This is a genomic window from Aeromonas enterica (genome assembly GCF_054052465.1).
Genome location: NZ_JBSTYL010000044.1, coordinates 1 through 18,393 on the forward strand (window position 1 = coordinate 1; position 18,393 = coordinate 18,393).

18 protein-coding genes and 1 tRNA gene are annotated in these 18,393 nt (G+C 55.2%); all 19 read left to right on the forward strand.

What is annotated here, in order from left to right; translation table 11 throughout:
* Positions 1-233, forward strand: a 233-nt coding sequence (locus tag ACW5XD_RS23210; RefSeq protein ID WP_456496932.1) for an EF-Tu C-terminal domain-related protein, incomplete at its 5' end; no start/stop codon positions are given.
* A gap of 53 nt (positions 234-286) precedes the next feature.
* Positions 287-363: transfer RNA gene (locus tag ACW5XD_RS23215), tRNA-Trp, on the forward strand.
* Between the two features lie 60 nt (positions 364-423).
* Positions 424-795 (forward strand): preprotein translocase subunit SecE, encoded by a 372-nt coding sequence (secE, locus tag ACW5XD_RS23220; protein ID WP_456496933.1) that lies wholly within the window; start codon positions 424-426, stop codon positions 793-795.
* 9 nt (positions 796-804) lie between these two features.
* Positions 805-1,356, forward strand: coding sequence for a transcription termination/antitermination protein NusG (gene nusG, locus ACW5XD_RS23225; RefSeq protein ID WP_005318554.1), 552 nt, complete (start codon positions 805-807; stop codon positions 1,354-1,356).
* A 133-nt stretch (positions 1,357-1,489) separates the two neighbouring features.
* Positions 1,490-1,918 carry a 50S ribosomal protein L11 gene (rplK, locus tag ACW5XD_RS23230; protein ID WP_005318556.1) on the forward strand — a complete coding sequence of 143 codons (429 nt, stop codon included), beginning with the start codon at positions 1,490-1,492 and terminating at the stop codon, positions 1,916-1,918.
* 4 nt (positions 1,919-1,922) lie between these two features.
* Positions 1,923-2,624, forward strand: a complete 702-nt coding sequence (gene rplA, locus ACW5XD_RS23235; protein WP_042036011.1) for a 50S ribosomal protein L1 — start codon at positions 1,923-1,925, stop codon at positions 2,622-2,624.
* Between the two features lie 263 nt (positions 2,625-2,887).
* Positions 2,888-3,388 carry a 50S ribosomal protein L10 gene (rplJ, locus tag ACW5XD_RS23240; RefSeq protein WP_005318563.1) on the forward strand — a complete coding sequence of 167 codons (501 nt, stop codon included), beginning with the start codon at positions 2,888-2,890 and terminating at the stop codon, positions 3,386-3,388.
* 51 nt (positions 3,389-3,439) lie between these two features.
* Positions 3,440-3,802 (forward strand): 50S ribosomal protein L7/L12, encoded by a 363-nt coding sequence (gene rplL, locus ACW5XD_RS23245; RefSeq protein WP_042036012.1) that lies wholly within the window; start codon positions 3,440-3,442, stop codon positions 3,800-3,802.
* Between the two features lie 222 nt (positions 3,803-4,024).
* Positions 4,025-8,053, forward strand: a complete 4,029-nt coding sequence (gene rpoB, locus ACW5XD_RS23250) for a DNA-directed RNA polymerase subunit beta (RefSeq protein WP_042867349.1) — start codon at positions 4,025-4,027, stop codon at positions 8,051-8,053.
* Between the two features lie 90 nt (positions 8,054-8,143).
* Positions 8,144-12,448, forward strand: coding sequence for a DNA-directed RNA polymerase subunit beta' (rpoC, locus tag ACW5XD_RS23255; RefSeq protein WP_043142620.1), 4,305 nt, complete (start codon positions 8,144-8,146; stop codon positions 12,446-12,448).
* Positions 12,449-12,644: 196 nt separating this feature from the next.
* Positions 12,645-13,361 (forward strand): helix-turn-helix transcriptional regulator, encoded by a 717-nt coding sequence (locus ACW5XD_RS23260; protein WP_043554914.1) that lies wholly within the window; start codon positions 12,645-12,647, stop codon positions 13,359-13,361.
* Positions 13,362-13,386: 25 nt separating this feature from the next.
* Positions 13,387-13,767 carry a RidA family protein gene (locus ACW5XD_RS23265; RefSeq protein ID WP_042036016.1) on the forward strand — a complete coding sequence of 127 codons (381 nt, stop codon included), beginning with the start codon at positions 13,387-13,389 and terminating at the stop codon, positions 13,765-13,767.
* Positions 13,768-13,853: 86 nt separating this feature from the next.
* Positions 13,854-14,246, forward strand: coding sequence for a sulfurtransferase complex subunit TusD (tusD, locus tag ACW5XD_RS23270; protein ID WP_042867344.1), 393 nt, complete (start codon positions 13,854-13,856; stop codon positions 14,244-14,246).
* Positions 14,247-14,255: 9 nt separating this feature from the next.
* Positions 14,256-14,612: a sulfurtransferase complex subunit TusC gene (tusC, locus tag ACW5XD_RS23275; RefSeq protein WP_456496934.1), complete on the forward strand. Its 357-nt coding sequence runs from the start codon at positions 14,256-14,258 to the stop codon at positions 14,610-14,612.
* 7 nt (positions 14,613-14,619) lie between these two features.
* Positions 14,620-14,898, forward strand: coding sequence for a sulfurtransferase complex subunit TusB (gene tusB / locus ACW5XD_RS23280; protein WP_043554908.1), 279 nt, complete (start codon positions 14,620-14,622; stop codon positions 14,896-14,898).
* A 183-nt stretch (positions 14,899-15,081) separates the two neighbouring features.
* A complete protein-coding gene (gene rpsL / locus ACW5XD_RS23285) occupies positions 15,082-15,456 on the forward strand; it encodes a 30S ribosomal protein S12 (RefSeq protein ID WP_005306278.1) in 375 nt (124 codons plus the stop codon).
* Positions 15,457-15,549: 93 nt separating this feature from the next.
* Positions 15,550-16,020, forward strand: coding sequence for a 30S ribosomal protein S7 (rpsG, locus tag ACW5XD_RS23290; protein ID WP_005901834.1), 471 nt, complete (start codon positions 15,550-15,552; stop codon positions 16,018-16,020).
* 74 nt (positions 16,021-16,094) lie between these two features.
* On the forward strand, positions 16,095-18,200 hold the full coding sequence (gene fusA, locus ACW5XD_RS23295) for an elongation factor G (RefSeq protein WP_043142611.1): 2,106 nt from the start codon (positions 16,095-16,097) through the stop codon (positions 18,198-18,200).
* Between the two features lie 54 nt (positions 18,201-18,254).
* Positions 18,255-18,393 (forward strand): GTP-binding protein (locus ACW5XD_RS23300; RefSeq protein ID WP_256702863.1); only part of this gene is annotated, 139 nt, incomplete at its 3' end.

Genomic DNA, 18,393 nt, shown 5'->3' on the forward strand with positions numbered 1-18,393 from the left:
GTCGTCATACCCCGTTCTTCAAGGGCTACCGTCCGCAGTTCTACTTCCGTACTACCGACGTGACCGGTACCATCGAACTGCCGGAAGGCGTAGAGATGGTCATGCCAGGCGACAACATCAAAATGGTTGTTACCCTGATTGCGCCGATCGCGATGGACGACGGCCTGCGTTTTGCTATCCGTGAAGGTGGCCGTACCGTAGGTGCCGGTGTTGTAGCCAGCGTAATCGCTTAATCTTTGGCTTACATAAATAAAGCAAAGCCCCTATAATAGGGGCTTTCTTATGTAGGGGCGTAGTTCGAATTGGTAGAACAGCGGTCTCCAAAACCGATGGTTGCGGGTTCGAGTCCTGCCGCCCCTGCCATATACCTCGTCTCGTACGGGGCTTTTGTGTCTTTGGTTACGTCAGATACAGGTGGGTTGTATGAGTGTTAGTTCTGAGAACCAGGGCGGAAGCAAGGATACCCTGCTTTGGGGCCTGGTTTTCATCATCCTGGCGGCCGCTGTAGTAGGTAATTATCTGCTCAACGATGTTGTCGCTGCCGTCCGCGCCCTGGGTGTGGTCGTCGTCATTGCTGCTGCTGGTGCGGTAGCCCTGCAAACCACCAAGGGAAAGGCGACACTGGCATTTGCCCGTGAGTCTCGCCTGGAAGTCCGCAAGGTCGTATGGCCGACCCGTCAGGAAGCCATTCAGACAACCCTGATTGTGCTGGCGGTGACCGCCGTGATGGGGCTATTGCTGTTCATTCTGGACGGTGCCTTGGTCTGGTTGGTCAACTTGATTACCGGAGTGTAAGGATAAGCCATGACTGAACAACGTGAACAACGTATGAGATGGTATGTCGTGCAGGCATTCTCCGGCTACGAAGGCCGGGTCGCCAAGTCTTTGCGCGAACATATCAAGATGCATGGCATGGAAGACATGTTCGGTGAAGTGCTGGTCCCGACCGAAGAAGTGGTCGAGATGCGTGCTGGCCAGAAGCGCAAGAGTGAGCGCAAGTTTTTCCCGGGCTACGTCCTGGTTCAGATGCTCATGGATGAAACCACATGGCACCTGGTGCGTAACGTACCGCGTGTGATGGGCTTCATCGGTGGCACCTCTGATCGTCCTGCTCCTATCTCTGATAAGGAAGCGGATGCCATCCTGAATCGTCTGCAAGATGCCCACGACAAGCCGCGTCCGAAAACCCTGTTTGAACCGGGTGAAATGGTGCGGGTTGCCGACGGTCCGTTCGCCGACTTCAACGGTACCGTTGAAGAGGTGGACTACGAGAAGAGCCGAGTGAAGGTCTCTGTTTTGATCTTCGGTCGCTCAACGCCGGTAGAACTGGATTTTGGTCAGGTCGAAAAGGGCTGATTAAACTCTGTACGTTAACGGTTGTCAGGGGCAGCGAATGTCACTATAATTCGCTGCCCCTTTATTAGTTGGGGAGCCGTTTGCAGGAGCATGTCTCCGAGGCGCTAGAACCCATTTCTGAGGTATTTTTCTAATGGCTAAGAAAGTCACAGCTTATATCAAGCTGCAAGTTAAGGCTGGCAGTGCTAACCCCAGCCCTCCCGTTGGTCCTGCTCTGGGTCAGCACGGTGTAAACATCATGGAATTCTGTAAGGCGTTCAACGCTCGTACAGAGAAGCTGGAAAAAGGCTCACCGACTCCGGTCGTGATCACCGTTTACAGCGACCGTTCCTTCACCTTCGAAACCAAGACTCCGCCTGCTGCCTTCCTGCTGAAGAAAGCTGCCGGGATCCAGTCTGGTTCGGCCAAGCCGAACAAAGACAAGGTTGGTAAGGTGACTGTTGCCCAGCTGCAAGAAATCGCCAAGACCAAAGAGCCGGATATGACCGGTGCCGATCTGGATGCAAAAGTACGTTGCATCGCAGGCTCCGCTCGTTCCATGGGCCTGGTAGTGGAGGATTAAGACAATGGCAAAACTTTCCAAGCGTATGCGCGTTATTCGCGAAAAAGTTGACGGTACCAAAGAGTACTCCATCAACGAAGCCATTGCCCTGCTGAAAGAACTGGCTACCGCCAAGTTCGTTGAAAGCGTTGACGTTGCTGTCAACCTGGGTATCGATGCTCGTAAATCTGACCAAAACGTTCGTGGTGCTACTGTACTGCCGCACGGTACCGGTCGTGATGTACGTGTTGCCGTATTCACCCAGGGTGCCAACGCCGAAGCTGCCAAAGCTGCCGGTGCTGAACTGGTTGGTATGGATGACCTGGCCGATCTGGTCAAGAAAGGCGAGATGAACTTCGACGTCGTGATCGCATCCCCGGATGCCATGCGTGTTGTTGGTCAACTGGGTCAAATCTTGGGCCCGCGTGGCCTGATGCCGAACCCGAAAGTCGGTACTGTAACTCCTAACGTTGCTGAAGCTGTGAAGAATGCCAAAGCGGGTCAGGTTCGTTACCGTAATGACAAGAATGGTATCATCCATACCACTCTGGGTAAGGTTTCTTTCGACGAAGTTCAGCTGAAAGAAAACTTGGAATCACTGCTGATTGCCCTGAAAAAGGCTAAGCCGTCTTCCGCCAAAGGTATCTTCATCAAGAAAGTCAGCATCTCCACCACTATGGGTGCAGGTGTTGCCGTAGACCAAGCTTCTCTGGAAGCTCAGGGCTAAGGGCTAATTGATGAGTTTTACAAGGCGCAAAATTTAATCTATAATTTTGCGCCTTGATTGGTTGGGGGCTTCGACCTCCGTCCAAGACCGCAGGAGGCTGCAAAGCCTTAATCCTTCCTGCGTAGACGGTGCCGGAAACCCAGCGAGAAAGATTCTTTCTCTTCTGGAATCCTGCTACCGCATCGTTCCCCTCTGTTGTGAAGGTAGGGGGGATGTGTCAGTACTGAGTCACGAGACTCAGATTCAATCCAGGAGTTAAGCCAATGGCATTGGGACTCGAAGACAAAAAGGCAATTGTTGCTGAAGTCAACGAAGCTGCCAAAGGCGCCCTGTCCGCAGTTGTAGCCGATTCTCGCGGCGTGACTGTTGACAAGATGACCGTCCTGCGTAAAACCGCTCGTGAAGCCGGTGTGTACATGCGCGTTGTGCGTAACACCCTGCTGCGTCGTGCGGTTGAAGGTACCGAATTCGCGTGCCTGAACGACGTATTGACTGGTCCTACCTTGATTGCTTTCTCCAACGAACACCCGGGCGCTGCCGCTCGTCTGTTCAAAGAGTTTGCCAAAGCGAACCAAAAGTTCGAAATCAAGGCCGGCGCTTTTAACGGTGAGTTTATCGCCGCAGCACAAATTGATCGTCTGGCCACGCTGCCGACCTACGACGAAGCAATTGCGAAGTTGATGGCGACTATGAAAGAAGCCTCTGCTGGCAAGCTGGTTCGTACCATCGCTGCTGTGCGTGATCAGAAACAAGCTGCTGCTTGATTCTCGCCTATTTAGGCTGTTTGAGTTTATTCAACATCAGGAATTTTTGTCATGTCTATCACTAAAGACCAAATCATCGAAGCCGTTGCTTCCATGTCCGTAATGGAAGTTGTTGAGCTGATCGAAGCTATGGAAGAGAAGTTCGGCGTTTCTGCCGCTGTTGCTGTTGCTGCCGGTCCGGCTGCTGAAGCAGTAGAAGAGAAAACCGAGTTCGACGTAGTTCTGACTGCTGCTGGCGCCAACAAAGTTGCCGTCATCAAGGCCGTTCGTGCCGCCACCGGTCTGGGCCTGAAAGAAGCCAAGGACCTGGTAGAAGCCGCTCCTGCCAACCTGAAAGAAGCCGTCTCCAAAGACGAAGCTGAAACTCTGAAGAAGCAGCTTGAAGAAGCTGGTGCTTCTGTTGAGATCAAATAATCTGCATTTATGTAGATTAGCCTGATAAAACAGGCTAGGGCTGGTGAATATTTGTTCACCAGCCTTTTTGCGCTGTAGACTGAGAGCATTTCACACCGTTTACGACTCTCGGTGCACCAGCAATCCGGACCGTTTCATCGTCCGGGCCAACACAAAACGGTGTTGAGACAGAGCTGTCCCGCGGGACAGAGTGGGTCACTTATCAGCGAGCTGAGGAACCCTATGGTTTACTCTTATACCGAAAAAAAACGCATTCGTAAGGACTTCGGTAAGCGAGACCAGGTACTGGACACGCCTTATCTGTTGTCCATTCAGCTGGACTCCTTCAAGCAGTTCATCGAGGCTGACCCGGAAGGTGAATACGGCCTAGAGGCCGCTTTCCGTAGCGTTTTCCCGATCACCAGTTACTCCGGTAGTGCTGAGCTTCAGTATGTCAGCTATCGCCTGGGTGAGCCGGTATTTGACGTAAAAGAATGCCAGATCCGTGGAGTGACCTACTCCGCGCCGCTGCGTGTCAAGCTTCGTATGGTTCTATACGATCGTGAAGCAGCTGCCGGCACCGTCAAAGACATCAAGGAACAAGAAGTATACATGGGCGAAATTCCGCTCATGACCGAGAACGGCACCTTTGTTATCAATGGTACCGAGCGGGTAATCGTCTCCCAGCTGCACCGTAGCCCGGGCGTCTTCTTTGACCACGATAAAGGCAAAACCCATTCATCCGGTAAGGTGCTGTATAACGCCCGCGTTATCCCCTACCGTGGCTCCTGGCTGGACTTCGAGTTCGATGCGAAAGACAACCTGTTTGTCCGTATCGACCGTCGTCGTAAATTGCCAGCTTCCATTATTCTGCGTGCCCTGGACTTCAGTTCCGAAGAAATCCTGGCCAACTTCTTCGAGACCATTGGTTTCGAAGTGAAAGATGGCAAGTTGATGATGGATCTGGTGCCCGAGCGCCTGCGTGGTGAAACTGCGACCTTTGACATCGTGGCCAATGGCGCCGTGGTGGTTGAGACCGGTCGTCGTGTGACTGCGCGTCACATCCGCCAGTTGGAAAAGGATGCCGTTACCCAGATTGAGGTACCGGTTGAGTATGTTGTTGGCAAAGTTGCTGCCAAAAACTACGCACATCCGCAAACTGGCGAAATGGTAGTGACTGCCAACCAGGCATTGAGCCTGGAAGCGGTTGCCAACCTGTCCCAAGCCGGCTTCAAGCACTTCGAGGTTCTGTTCACCAATGAACTGGATCACGGTGCCTACATGTCCGAGACCCTGCGTATCGACTCCAGCTCCAGCCGTTTGGAAGCGTTGGTCGAAATCTATCGCATGATGCGTCCGGGCGAGCCGCCTACCCGTGAAGCTGCAGAACAGCTGTTCGAGAACCTGTTCTTCTCTTCCGAGCGTTACGACCTGTCTACCGTAGGTCGGATGAAGTTCAACCGCCGTCTGTCCCGTGAAGACGAGACCGGCGCCGGCACTCTGACCAAAGACGACATCGTCGAAGTCATGAAGCGCCTGATCGACATCCGTAACGGCAATGACGAAGTGGACGATATCGACCACTTGGGTAACCGTCGTATCCGTTCTGTCGGTGAAATGGCTGAAAACCAGTTCCGTGTAGGTCTGGTGCGTGTCGAGCGTGCGGTCAAGGAGCGTCTCTCCCTGGGCGACCTGGACACCCTGATGCCGCAGGATCTGATCAACGCCAAGCCGATCTCCGCCGCGGTCAAAGAGTTCTTTGGTTCCAGCCAGCTGTCTCAGTTCATGGACCAAAACAACCCGCTGTCCGAAGTCACCCACAAGCGCCGTATCTCTGCGCTGGGCCCGGGCGGTTTGACCCGTGAGCGTGCCGGTTTTGAAGTTCGAGATGTGCACCCGACTCACTACGGTCGTCTGTGCCCTATCGAGACTCCTGAAGGTCCGAACATCGGTCTGATCAACTCTCTGTCCGTGTACTCTCGTACCAACGAGTATGGTTTCCTCGAGACGCCGTACCGTAAAGTCATTGACGGTGTGATCACCGACGAAGTGGACTACCTGTCTGCTATTGAAGAAGGCAAGTACGTGATCGCACAGGCTAACGCCGCGACCACCGAAGATGGCCGTCTGAAAGATGAATTGATCCCGTGCCGCCACAAAGGTGAATCCACCTTTATGAACGCCGACCAGATCCAGTACATGGATGTGAGCCCGCAGCAGATCGTATCTGTGGCAGCTGCTCTGATCCCGTTCCTGGAACACGATGATGCTAACCGAGCCCTGATGGGTTCGAACATGCAACGTCAGGCCGTACCGACTCTGCGTGCTGACAAGCCGCTGGTAGGTACCGGTATGGAACGCGCCGTGGCCGTTGACTCCGGTGTAACCGTAGTGGCCAAGCGTGGCGGCATGATCGACTACGTCGATGCCTCCCGTATCGTTATCAAGGTCAACGAAGATGAGCTGCTGCCAGGCGAAGCCGGCATCGACATCTACAGCCTGACCAAGTACACCCGTTCCAACCAGAACACCTGTATCAACCAGCGTCCTTGCGTGATGTTGGGTGAGCCGGTCATGGCCGGTGACGTGGTTGCTGACGGCCCGTCTACCGATCTGGGCGAACTGGCGCTGGGCCAAAACCTGCGCGTCGCGTTCATGCCGTGGAACGGTTACAACTTCGAAGACTCGATTCTGGTGAATGAGCGTGTTGTTCAGGAAGATCGCCTGACCACCATCCATATCCAGGAACTGGCCTGTATCTCCCGTGACACCAAGCTGGGTCCGGAAGAGATCACTGCCGACATCCCGAACGTGGGTGAAGCCGCTCTGTCCAAGCTGGACGAGTCCGGTATCGTCTACGTGGGTGCCGAAGTGAAGGGCGGCGACATCCTGGTCGGCAAGGTAACACCGAAAGGTGAAACCCAGCTGACACCGGAAGAGAAGCTGCTGCGCGCCATCTTCGGTGAGAAGGCCTCCGATGTGAAGGACTCCTCCCTGCGTGTGCCGAACGGTGTGTACGGTACCGTGGTTGACGTGCAAGTCTTTACCCGCGATGGCGTGGAAAAAGACAAGCGTGCCAAAGAAATCGAAGAGATGCAGCTGAAGGAAGCGAAGAAGGACTTGACCGAAGAGTTCAAGATCCTGGAAGACGGCATTTTTGGCCGCTCCCGCAACCTGCTGCTGGCCGCCGGTTACAGTGAAGATCGTCTGAACAAGCTGGATCGTACCAAGTGGTTTGAATTGGCCATCGAAGATGAAGCCAAGCAGATCGAGCTGGAACAGATCGCCGAACAGCACATCGAGCTGAAAGCCGACTTCGACAAGAAGTTCGAGAACAAGCGTCGCAAGATTATCCAGGGTGATGATCTGGCGCCGGGCGTACTGAAAATCGTCAAGGTTTACCTGGCAGTCAAGCGTCGCATCCAACCGGGTGACAAGATGGCGGGCCGTCACGGTAACAAGGGTGTTATCTCCAAGATCTGCCCGGTCGAGGATATGCCTCATGACGAATACGGCCGTCCGGTCGATATCGTACTGAACCCCTTGGGCGTACCGTCCCGTATGAACATCGGTCAGATCCTCGAAGTGCACTTGGGCCTCGCGGCCAAGGGTATCGGCGAGAAGATCGACCGCATGATCAAGGAACAGCGCGCGCTTCACGAGATGCGTGACTTCCTGCAACAGGTCTATGACCTGGGCGAGAAAGACACCAAGCAAGTGGACATCGCCGAGTTGTCTGACGACGACGTACGTACCCTGGTGGGTAACCTGCGCAAGGGTCTGCCGGTCGCTACACCTGTCTTTGATGGTGCCAAAGAGCACGAAATCAAGGCCTTGCTGAAGCTGGCCGATCTGCCGGAATCCGGTCAGATCTCCCTGTTCGACGGTCGTACCGGCAACGCTTTCGAGCGCAAGGTCACCGTGGGTTACATGTACATGCTGAAGCTGAACCACCTGGTAGACGACAAGATGCATGCGCGTTCTACCGGTTCTTACAGCCTGGTTACCCAGCAGCCGCTGGGTGGTAAGGCGCAGTTCGGTGGTCAGCGTTTCGGTGAGATGGAAGTGTGGGCCCTGGAGGCTTACGGTGCGGCATATACCCTGCAGGAAATGCTGACCGTCAAGTCTGACGATGTGAATGGCCGTACCAAGATGTACAAAAACATCGTGGATGGCGACCACCGTATGGAGCCGGGCATGCCCGAGTCCTTCAACGTACTGTTGAAGGAAATCCGCTCTCTGGGTATCAACATCGAGCTGGACGAAGAGTAAGAGCTCGCTCTTATTGTTCGAGAATTGACGTGGGCGCCCTGCTGCTTTGGCAGTAGGGCGCCGAGGTTAGACTCCTGACAGGGGAAACACGTGAAAGACTTACTCAAGTTTTTGAAGGCTCAGACCAAGACCGAAGAGTTTGACAGTATCAAGATCGGTCTGGCCTCTCCTGACATGATCCGCTCCTGGTCATTCGGTGAGGTCAAAAAGCCTGAGACCATCAACTACCGGACTTTCAAGCCGGAACGTGATGGTCTGTTCTGCGCCCGTATCTTCGGACCGGTGAAGGACTACGAGTGTCTGTGCGGCAAGTACAAGCGCCTGAAACACCGTGGTGTGATCTGTGAGAAGTGCGGCGTAGAAGTGACCCAGACCAAGGTCCGTCGCGAGCGTATGGGCCACATCGAGCTGGCCAGCCCGACTGCCCACATCTGGTTCCTGAAGTCCCTGCCGTCCCGTATCGGTCTGCTGCTGGACATGACCCTGCGTGACATCGAGCGCGTGCTGTATTTCGAATCCTATGTAGTGATCGAGCCCGGCATGACCAACCTCGAGCGCAGCCAGATGCTGTCCGAAGAGAACTATCTGGACGCACTGGAAGAGTGGGGCGACGAATTCGACGCCAAGATGGGTGCCGAAGCAATCCTTGCATTGCTGCGTGCCATCGATCTGGAAGGCGAAGTCAAGACCATGCGTGAGGAGCTGGATCAGACCAACTCCGAAACCAAGCGCAAGAAGACCACCAAGCGCCTGAAGCTGATGGAAGCCTTCTTGCAGTCCGGCAACAAGCCGGAGTGGATGATCATGACAGTGCTGCCTGTGCTGCCGCCGGACCTGCGTCCGCTGGTACCGCTGGACGGCGGCCGTTTCGCGACTTCCGATCTGAACGATCTGTACCGTCGCGTGATCAACCGTAACAACCGTTTGAAGCGCCTGCTGGACTTGGCTGCCCCGGACATCATTGTGCGCAACGAAAAGCGCATGCTGCAAGAGTCCGTGGATGCCCTGCTGGACAACGGCCGTCGTGGCCGTGCCATCACCGGTTCCAACAAGCGTCCGCTGAAATCCTTGGCCGATATGATCAAGGGTAAGCAAGGTCGTTTCCGTCAAAACCTGCTGGGTAAGCGCGTCGACTACTCTGGTCGTTCCGTTATCACCGTAGGCCCGACTCTGCGTCTGCATCAGTGCGGTCTGCCGAAGAAGATGGCGCTGGAACTGTTCAAGCCGTTCATCTATGGCAAGCTGGAATCCCGCGGTCTGGCGACCACGATCAAGGCCGCCAAGAAGATGGTGGAGCGTGAAGAAGCTGTCGTTTGGGACATCCTGGACGAAGTGATCCGCGAACACCCGGTCCTGCTGAACCGTGCACCGACCCTGCACCGTCTGGGTATCCAGGCGTTTGAACCAACCCTGATCGAAGGCAAGGCCATCCAGCTGCACCCGCTGGTCTGTGCCGCCTATAACGCGGACTTCGATGGTGACCAGATGGCGGTCCACGTACCGCTGACCCTGGAAGCCCAGCTGGAAGCGCGCGCCCTGATGATGTCCACCAACAACATCCTGTCGCCAGCCTCCGGTGAGCCGATCATAGTTCCTTCCCAGGACGTGGTCTTGGGTCTGTACTACATGACCCGTGCCCGTATCAACGCCAAGGGCGAAGGTATGGTGCTGGCCGGCCCGAAAGAAGCCGAGAAGGTATATCGCGCCGGTCTGGCCGATCTGCATGCTCGCGTCAAAGTGCGTATCACCGAATATCTCCGTCAGGAAGATGATTCGCTGGTAGAGCGTACCGAGATGAAGAACACCACCGTTGGTCGTGCGATCCTGAGCCTGATCCTGCCGAAAGGCATGGAATACGCCCTGATCGATGAGCCCAAGGTGCTGACTGCTGCAGAGCAGGCTGATCTGGATGCCAATCCGCAGAACTGGATCAAGTCCGTATCCAACAAGGCGTTGGGCAAGAAGCTCATCTCCCGTCTGCTGAACACCTGCTATCGCAAGCAGGGCCTGAAGGACACCGTTATCTTCGCTGACCAGCTGATGTATACCGGTTTCCATTATGCTGCCCTGTCCGGTGCTTCCGTTGGTATCGATGACATGGTCATCCCGGATGCCAAGAAAGACATCATCGCTGCTGCCGAAGCCGAAGTTGCCGAGATCCAGGACCAGTTCCTGTCCGGTCTGGTGACCGCGGGCGAACGCTACAACAAGGTTATCGATATCTGGGCCAGCGCCAACGAGCGCGTCTCCAAGGCCATGATGGAGAACTTGTCCAAAGAGCGTGATGTCAACTCGCTGGGTGAAGAAGAAGAGCAGGCATCGTTCAACAGCATCTTTATGATGGCCGACTCTGGTGCGCGGGGTTCCGCTGCCCAGATCCGTCAGCTGGCCGGTATGCGTGGCCTGATGGCCAAGCCGGATGGCTCCATCATCGAGACCCCGATCGTCGCGAACTTCCGCGAAGGTCTGAACGTACTGCAGTACTTCATCTCCACTCACGGTGCCCGTAAGGGTCTGGCGGATACCGCACTGAAGACGGCTAACTCCGGTTACCTGACTCGTCGTCTGGTTGACGTGGCGCAGGACATGGTGATCACCGAGGACGATTGCGGCACTATCGAAGGTCTGTGGATGACTCCGCTGATCGAAGGTGGTGACGTGGTCGAGCCGTTGCGTGAGCGCGTGTTGGGCCGTGTGGTTGCTGATGACGTGATCAAGCCGGGTACCGAGGACGAGATCCTGGTAGCGCGCAACACCCTGCTCGACGAGCAGCTGTGTGACCTGCTGGAACAAAACTCCGTTGACCGCGTGAAGGTGCGTTCTGCCATCACCTGTGAAACTGACTTCGGTAACTGTGCTCACTGCTACGGCCGTGATCTGGCCCGTGGTCACCTGGTAAACAAGGGTGAGGCTGTCGGTGTTATCGCCGCCCAGTCCATCGGTGAACCGGGTACCCAGCTGACGATGCGTACCTTCCACATCGGTGGTGCCGCATCCCGAGCCGCTGCCGAGAACAGCATCCAGGTGAAGAATACCGGTACCATCAAGCTGCAGAACGCCAAGTTCGTTCACAACAGCGATGACAAACTGGTTATCACCTCCCGTTCTACCGAACTGACCATCATGGATGACATGGGCCGTACCAAGGAAAGCCACAAGCTGCCTTACGGTGCCGTGTTGGAAGTGAAGGATACTCAGGCCGTGAGCGCCGGTGACACTGTCGCCAACTGGGATCCGCACACCCACCCGATCATCACCGAAGTGGCGGGTCGCCTCCAGTTCGAACACATGATCGATGGCGTGACCATCACTCGTCAGACCGACGAGCTGACCGGTCTCTCCTCTATCGTCGTGCTGGATGTCAACGAGCGTCCGAGTGCCGGTAAAGAGATGCGTCCGACCGTTAAACTGGTCGACCTGAACGGCAAAGATGTCATGATCCCGGGTACCGATGTCGCCGCCCAGTACTTCCTGCCGGGCAAGGCAATCGTGAACCTGGAAGATGGTGCCAACGTGGGTGTGGGTGACGCGGTAGCGCGTATCCCGCAAGAATCCAGTGGTACCAAGGACATCACCGGTGGTCTGCCGCGCGTTGCGGATCTGTTCGAAGCACGTCAACCGAAAGAACCGGCTATCCTGGCCGAGATCTCCGGTACCATCTCCTTCGGGAAAGAGACCAAGGGCAAACGCCGTCTGGTCATCACCCCGACCGATGGTGGCGACGTCTACGAGGAGATGATTCCGAAGTGGCGTAACCTGAACGTGTTCGAAGGTGAAAAAGTTGAGAAGGGTGAAGTGCTGGCGGACGGTCCTGAGTCTGCTCACGACATCCTGCGTCTGCGCGGTATCAGCCCGGTCGCCAACTACATCGCCAACGAAGTGCAGGACGTTTACCGTCTGCAAGGCGTTAAGATCAACGACAAGCACATCGAAGTCATCGTTCGTCAGATGCTGCGCAAGTGCGAGATCCTGAGCGCTGGCGACACTGACCTTATCGAAGGCGAGCAGGTTGAAGTGGCCCGTGTGAAGATTGCCAACCGTAAGCTGGTTGCAGAGGGCAAGGCCCCGGCTACCTTCCGTCATATTCTGATGGGTATTACCAAGGCATCTCTGAGCACAGAGTCCTTCATCTCCGCGGCTTCCTTCCAGGAAACCACCCGTGTTCTGACCGAAGCGGCCGTTGGCGGCAAGCGTGATGAACTGCGTGGCCTGAAAGAGAACGTGATCGTGGGTCGTCTGATCCCGGCTGGTACCGGCTTTGCCTACCACCATAGCCGGATCAACCAGCGTGCCGCCGCAGCTCGTGCTGTCGGTGTACCGCAGGTGACTGCCGATGAAGCTCAGCAAAACCTGGCGGATCTGCTCAACGCATCCGGCAGTTTTGACGAAGAGTAATCTTCTGCTGCAGTGATTGAAAAGGGCTCCTTCAAGGAGCCCTTTTTGTTGGTTGTTTTCTCGTCAACCCCAGTTGCCACGCGGATATTCGGATGATCCAGAGCAAGGTTGGAGAGTAAAAAATCAAAAAAAGTTGACATTGCCCCCTCGCAATTGAAAACTCGGGAAAGTTGAATGGTTATTACAGGGGTAGAACATGACTGTCGGTATCGAGGAAGTACTGCTTCCCGAAGAGCAGCTGAGCGGTCGCACTTTTACAGACGAAGACAGGGAATTGTTGCGCTCCTATGGAGGGCTTATTGAAGGCTTGGCCGAACTGTTCGGCAAGCACTGTGAAGTGGTTCTTCACTCCCTGGAAAATCTGCACGAGTCCGTGATCAAGATTGCCAACGGGTTCAATACGGGACGGAATGAGGGAGCACCCATTACCGATCTCGCGCTGCGTATGCTCAAGGACATAGAGAATACCGGCCAGGATTACACCCAGAGTTATTTTGCCCGCAGCCGTACCGGCGCCCTGATGAAGTCGAGTACCATCGCCATCAGGAACAGTGACAAGCAGGTGATCGGTCTTATCTGTATCAACCTGCACATCAACGCGCCTTTTCACGAGTTTGTCGCCGAATTCTTCCCGACGCCCCAGCAAGTGGAGCGCCAGTCGCCGGAGACCTTTGCCAACAGCGTCGAAGAGTTGGTCGCCCAGACGGTGGACAACACCATCGACGAAATCAACCGCGATCCGACCGTTGCCAACAATGCTAAAAACAGGTTTATCGTGACCCAGTTGTTCGAGAAGGGCATATTTGATATCAAGGACTCGATCAACCTGGTCGCCGACAAATTGAATATTTCCAAACATACCGTTTATCTGTACATCCGACAGCGCAAGCAGGGTGAAGACGAGAACGAGTAAGCGCCATAGAAGGGGATAGATAAGAATGGCTAAAGAAGTTATTGCAACCGACAAAGCGCCTGCCGCAATTGGTCCGTATGTTCAGGCTACCAAGCTGGGCGAATTGGTCTTCACCTCCGGGCAGATCCCGCTCGATCCAGCCACCATGGAGATAGTGGCTGGCGGCATCGAAGCGCAGGCCGAGCAGGTGATGAAGAACCTGGTTGCAGTATTGAAGGAAGCCGGTGCCGATACCGGCAAGGTGCTGAAGACCACCTGTTTCCTCAGCGATATGAACAACTTCGTTGCCTTTAACCAGGTGTATGCCCGTTACTTTGGCGACTCGGCCCCGGCCCGTTCCTGTGTGGAAGTGGCGCGTCTGCCCAAGGATGTGCTGGTTGAAGTCGAAGCCATTGCTTACGTCTGATCCTCGGCAGAATGAAGAGCCCCTCCCAGGAGGGGCTTTTTTGTCTTTGGCGTAGAATGGACAGACACCCGTACAGGAGTCCGGATATGAGTCTGAGTTTTGCCTTGCTGGTAACGGGGCCCGCCTATGGTACCCAGTCGGCCAGCACTGCCTATCGCTTCGCCTTGAGCCTCATCGAGCAAGGCCACCGGTTGTCACATCTGTTTTTCTATCAGGACGGGGTTTGCAATGGTAACGGCTTGCATGCTCCGGCATCTGATGAGACCGACCTGGTGGCCCTGTGGCGCGAGCTGGCCATAGGGCAGGGGATCCGTATCGATGTGTGCGTCGCCGCCGCCATGCGGCGCGGTGTGCTCGATGAGACAGAGGCGAAGGGAGCAGGCAAGGATCAATTCAACCTGCAGGCCCCCTTCTGCCTGAGCGGGCTGGGTCAGCTGGCCGAAGCCAGCCTGACTGCCGATCGCTTTGTCCAGTTCTAGGGAGGAGAGATGAACAAGATAGCCTTTATGTGTCGTCGCGGCCCTCATGGCACGTCCGCCGGACGGGAAGGACTGGATGCCTTGCTGGCGACTTCGGCGCTGACCGAGTCGCTGGCCCTGTTCCTCATCGGTGATGGTGTCTTGCAACTGGTCAGGGAGCAGCAGCCTCAGCCCATCTTGCAGCGCCACTATGCACCGACCTTCAAGCTGCTGGAGCTGTACGATATCGAGGAGGTCTATGTGTGTGCCGACTCGCTGGCCGAACGCGGTCTGACGGTGGATGATCTGATGATCCCCGTCGAGAGTCTCTCCCGTGCCGACATCCGCCGCCAGTGGGGCCACTGCGCGACTCACATCTGCTTCTGAGGTGATCATGATACAACTGATATTGACCTCTCCCTTCCTGAGCCGGGATCTGGAACAGGCGCTCTGCTATCGCCAGCCTGATGATCTGCTGGTGCTGATGCAGGATGCCGTCATCGCGGCCACGGTCCCTCAATGGGGTGAGCGACTGGCAGCTATTCCGCTCTATGTGATGCGAGAAGACTTGCAGGCGAGGGGATTGCAGCACAGGATCGGGATGGATCTGGATATGGCCGGTCTGGTCGCGTTGATCGCAGAAAACGGGTCACCGCAGACCTGGGGTGGCTAGCGTCCATTTTTATCGATGAAGTTCAGTTAGTTATGACTATTGACAGGGGATCCATTGTGCCCTTTTGCGGCACGGATTGTATAAATCTTGACTCCCTTGACAACAGGGCATAAAATTTCGCGTCCCCGTATCTGCGGGGAGGATTTTTCACATGTTTATGAAGTCATTATCAGGAGCCTTTTGATGGCAACTATTAACCAGTTGGTTCGCAAGCCACGCATCAAGCTCGTTGTGAAAAGCAACGTGCCTGCGCTGGAAGCGTGCCCTCAGAAGCGTGGCGTGTGCACCCGTGTATACACCACCACCCCGAAGAAGCCTAACTCTGCACTGCGTAAAGTATGCCGTGTACGTCTGACCAACGGCTTCGAAGTCACCTCCTATATCGGTGGTGAAGGTCACAACCTGCAGGAACACTCCGTTGTTCTGATCCGTGGCGGTCGTGTCAAGGATTTGCCAGGTGTTCGTTACCACACCGTTCGTGGTGCGTTGGACTGTGCCGGTGTTAAAGACCGTAAGCAGGCTCGCTCCAAGTATGGCGTGAAGCGTCCGAAAGCTTAATGGTTCTCCGTTAAGTAAGGCCAAACGTTAATTCGTTTCTAGTTAGATAACTTTCTAGTTTTGGGTAACCCCTGAAGTTACGGAGAATTTGAAATGCCAAGACGTCGTGTTGTTGGTCAGCGTAAAATCCTGCCGGATCCCAAGTTCGGATCAGAGCTGCTGGCTAAATTTGTCAACGTAGTAATGGTTGACGGTAAGAAATCTGTTTCCGAAGCCATCGTATATGGCGCGCTGGACATCATTGCCACCAAATCTGGCAAAGATCACCTGGCCGTATTCGAAGAAGCCCTGGACAACATTCGTCCGTCCGTCGAGGTTAAATCTCGTCGTGTCGGTGGTGCAACCTATCAGGTACCGGTAGAAGTTCGTCCGGTCCGTCGCAATGCCCTGGCAATGCGCTGGTTGGTTGACGCCGCTCGTAAACGTGGTGAAAAATCAATGGCTCAGCGTTTGGCTGGCGAGCTGCTGGATGCCGCTGACAATAAGGGTTCGTCTGTCAAGAAACGTGAAGACGTTCACCGTATGGCTGAAGCGAACAAGGCCTTCGCTCACTTCCGCTGGTAATCCGCTTGCGCAGGGTCTTTTGGCTCTGCGCACCTTCAGTTATCTAGGAGTCCGCTCCTAGTAAGAGGATGACAATGGCTCGTACAACCCCCATTGAGCGTTATCGTAACATCGGTATCTCCGCTCACATCGACGCCGGTAAGACTACTACTACCGAGCGCGTTCTGTTTTATACCGGTGTAAGTCACAAGATCGGTGAAGTTCACGATGGCGCTGCCACCATGGACTGGATGGAACAGGAACAAGAGCGTGGTATCACCATCACCTCCGCCGCGACCACCGCTTTCTGGTCCGGTATGGGTAAACAGTTCCAACCGCACCGTATCAACATCATCGATACCCCCGGCCACGTTGACTTTACTATCGAAGTAGAGCGTTCAATGCGTGTTCTGGATGGCGCCGTGATGGTGTACTGTGCCGTAGGTGGCGTACAGCCACAGTCTGAGACCGTATGGCGTCAGGCTAACAAGTACAAGGTTCCCCGTATCGCGTTCGTCAACAAGATGGACCGTACCGGTGCCAACTATCTGCGCTGCGTTGAGCACATCAAGACCCGCCTGAAAGGTAACCCGGTTCCGCTGCAACTGAACATCGGTTCAGAAGAGAACTTCAAGGGCGTTATCGATCTGGTCAAGATGAAAGCCATCAACTGGAGCGAAGCAGATCAGGGCGTATCCTTCGATTACGAAGAGATCCCGGCTGAGCTGCTGGAAAAAGCGCAAGAAATGCGCATGACCCTGGTCGAAGCCGCTGCTGAAGCGTCTGAAGATCTGATGGAAAAATACCTGGGTGGTGAAGAACTGACTGAAGAAGAGATCAAGAAAGCTCTTCGTCTGCGCGTTCTGAACAACGAAATCATCCTGGTTACCTGTGGCTCCGCGTTCAAGAACAAGGGCGTACAGGCCATGCTGGATGCCGTGGTTGACTATCTGCCGGCACCGACCGACGTAGCTGCCATCGACGGCCTGAAGCTGGACGGCGTCACCAAAGACGAGCGTCATGCTTCTGATGAAGAGCCGTTCGCTGCTCTGGCATTCAAGATTGCTACCGACCCGTTCGTAGGCAACCTGACCTTCTTCCGCGTGTACTCCGGCGTAGTTAACTCCGGTGACTCCGTGCTGAACTCTGTCAAAGAGAAGCGCGAGCGTTTTGGCCGTATCGTTCAGATGCACGCCAACAAGCGTGAAGAGATCAAAGAAGTTCGCGCAGGCGATATCGCTGCTGCCATCGGTCTGAAAGATGTGACCACTGGTGACACCCTGTGTGACGAAAAAGCGCCGATCATCCTCGAGCGTATGGAATTCCCAGAGCCGGTAATCTCCATCGCGGTTGAGCCGAAAACCAAGGCTGACCAAGAGAAGATGGGTCTGGCACTCGGCCGTCTGGCGCAGGAAGATCCGTCTTTCCGCGTATGGACTGACGAAGAATCTGGCCAAACCATCATCGCCGGTATGGGTGAGCTGCACCTGGACATCATCGTTGACCGTATGCGTCGCGAGTTCAAGGTTGAAGCGAACGTAGGTAAGCCGCAGGTTGCCTACCGTGAAACCATTCGTGAAACCGTCAAGGATATCGAAGGTAAGCACGCCAAGCAGTCTGGTGGTCGTGGTCAGTATGGTCACGTCATCATCGACATGTACCCGCTGGAAGCCGGCAAAGCCTATGAGTTCGTTAACGACATCAAAGGCGGCGTGATTCCTGGTGAATACATCCCGGGTGTTGACAAGGGTATCCGTGAGCAGCTGAAATCCGGCCCGCTGGCAGGTTATCCGGTAATGGATCTGGGTGTGCGTCTGCACTACGGTTCTTACCACGATGTCGACTCCTCCGAATTGGCGTTCAAGATCGCTGCCTCCCTGGCCTTCAAGGCTGGTTACATGAAGGCAAGCCCGGTCCTGCTCGAGCCAATCATGAAGGTTGAAGTCGAGACTCCGGAAGATTACATGGGCGACGTTATCGGTGACCTGAACCGTCGTCGTGGCCTGATCGAAGGTATGGAAGACGGCCCGTCCGGCAAGATCGTACGTGCCCTGGTGCCGCTGGCCGAGATGTTCGGTTATGCGACCGCGCTGCGTTCCGCTACCCAAGGTCGTGCTTCCTACGCAATGGAATTCGCTAAGTACTCCGACGCCCCGAACAACGTGGCCCAGGCAGTTATCGAAGAGCGCAAATCCAAGTAATTTATGATTCCCCGCCTACGACGGTAGGCGGGTTTAACCTAGAAGGACTACGTCGTGTCTAAAGAAAAATTTGAGCGTAACAAACCGCACGTAAACGTCGGCACCATCGGCCACGTTGACCACGGTAAAACCACCCTGACCGCCGCCATCACCAACGTGCTGGCCAAGCACTTCGGTGGTAAAGCTTTCGCCT

Bases quoted from the DNA above. Each gene is read 5' to 3' on its own strand.
- tusB (WP_043554908.1), top strand. From the start codon at position 14,620: ATGATACAACTGATATTGACCTCTCCCTTCCTGAGCCGGGATCTGGAA.
- ACW5XD_RS23265 (WP_042036016.1), top strand. From the start codon at position 13,387: ATGGCTAAAGAAGTTATTGCAACCGACAAAGCGCCTGCCGCAATTGGT.
- rplJ (WP_005318563.1), top strand. From the start codon at position 2,888: ATGGCATTGGGACTCGAAGACAAAAAGGCAATTGTTGCTGAAGTCAAC.
- nusG (WP_005318554.1), top strand. From the start codon at position 805: ATGACTGAACAACGTGAACAACGTATGAGATGGTATGTCGTGCAGGCA.
- tusC (WP_456496934.1), top strand. From the start codon at position 14,256: ATGAACAAGATAGCCTTTATGTGTCGTCGCGGCCCTCATGGCACGTCC.
- rpsG (WP_005901834.1), top strand. From the start codon at position 15,550: ATGCCAAGACGTCGTGTTGTTGGTCAGCGTAAAATCCTGCCGGATCCC.
- rpsL (WP_005306278.1), top strand. From the start codon at position 15,082: ATGGCAACTATTAACCAGTTGGTTCGCAAGCCACGCATCAAGCTCGTT.
- rplK (WP_005318556.1), top strand. From the start codon at position 1,490: ATGGCTAAGAAAGTCACAGCTTATATCAAGCTGCAAGTTAAGGCTGGC.
- fusA (WP_043142611.1), top strand. From the start codon at position 16,095: ATGGCTCGTACAACCCCCATTGAGCGTTATCGTAACATCGGTATCTCC.
- rplA (WP_042036011.1), top strand. From the start codon at position 1,923: ATGGCAAAACTTTCCAAGCGTATGCGCGTTATTCGCGAAAAAGTTGAC.
- rplL (WP_042036012.1), top strand. From the start codon at position 3,440: ATGTCTATCACTAAAGACCAAATCATCGAAGCCGTTGCTTCCATGTCC.
- rpoB (WP_042867349.1), top strand. From the start codon at position 4,025: ATGGTTTACTCTTATACCGAAAAAAAACGCATTCGTAAGGACTTCGGT.
- ACW5XD_RS23260 (WP_043554914.1), top strand. From the start codon at position 12,645: ATGACTGTCGGTATCGAGGAAGTACTGCTTCCCGAAGAGCAGCTGAGC.
- secE (WP_456496933.1), top strand. From the start codon at position 424: ATGAGTGTTAGTTCTGAGAACCAGGGCGGAAGCAAGGATACCCTGCTT.
- tusD (WP_042867344.1), top strand. From the start codon at position 13,854: ATGAGTCTGAGTTTTGCCTTGCTGGTAACGGGGCCCGCCTATGGTACC.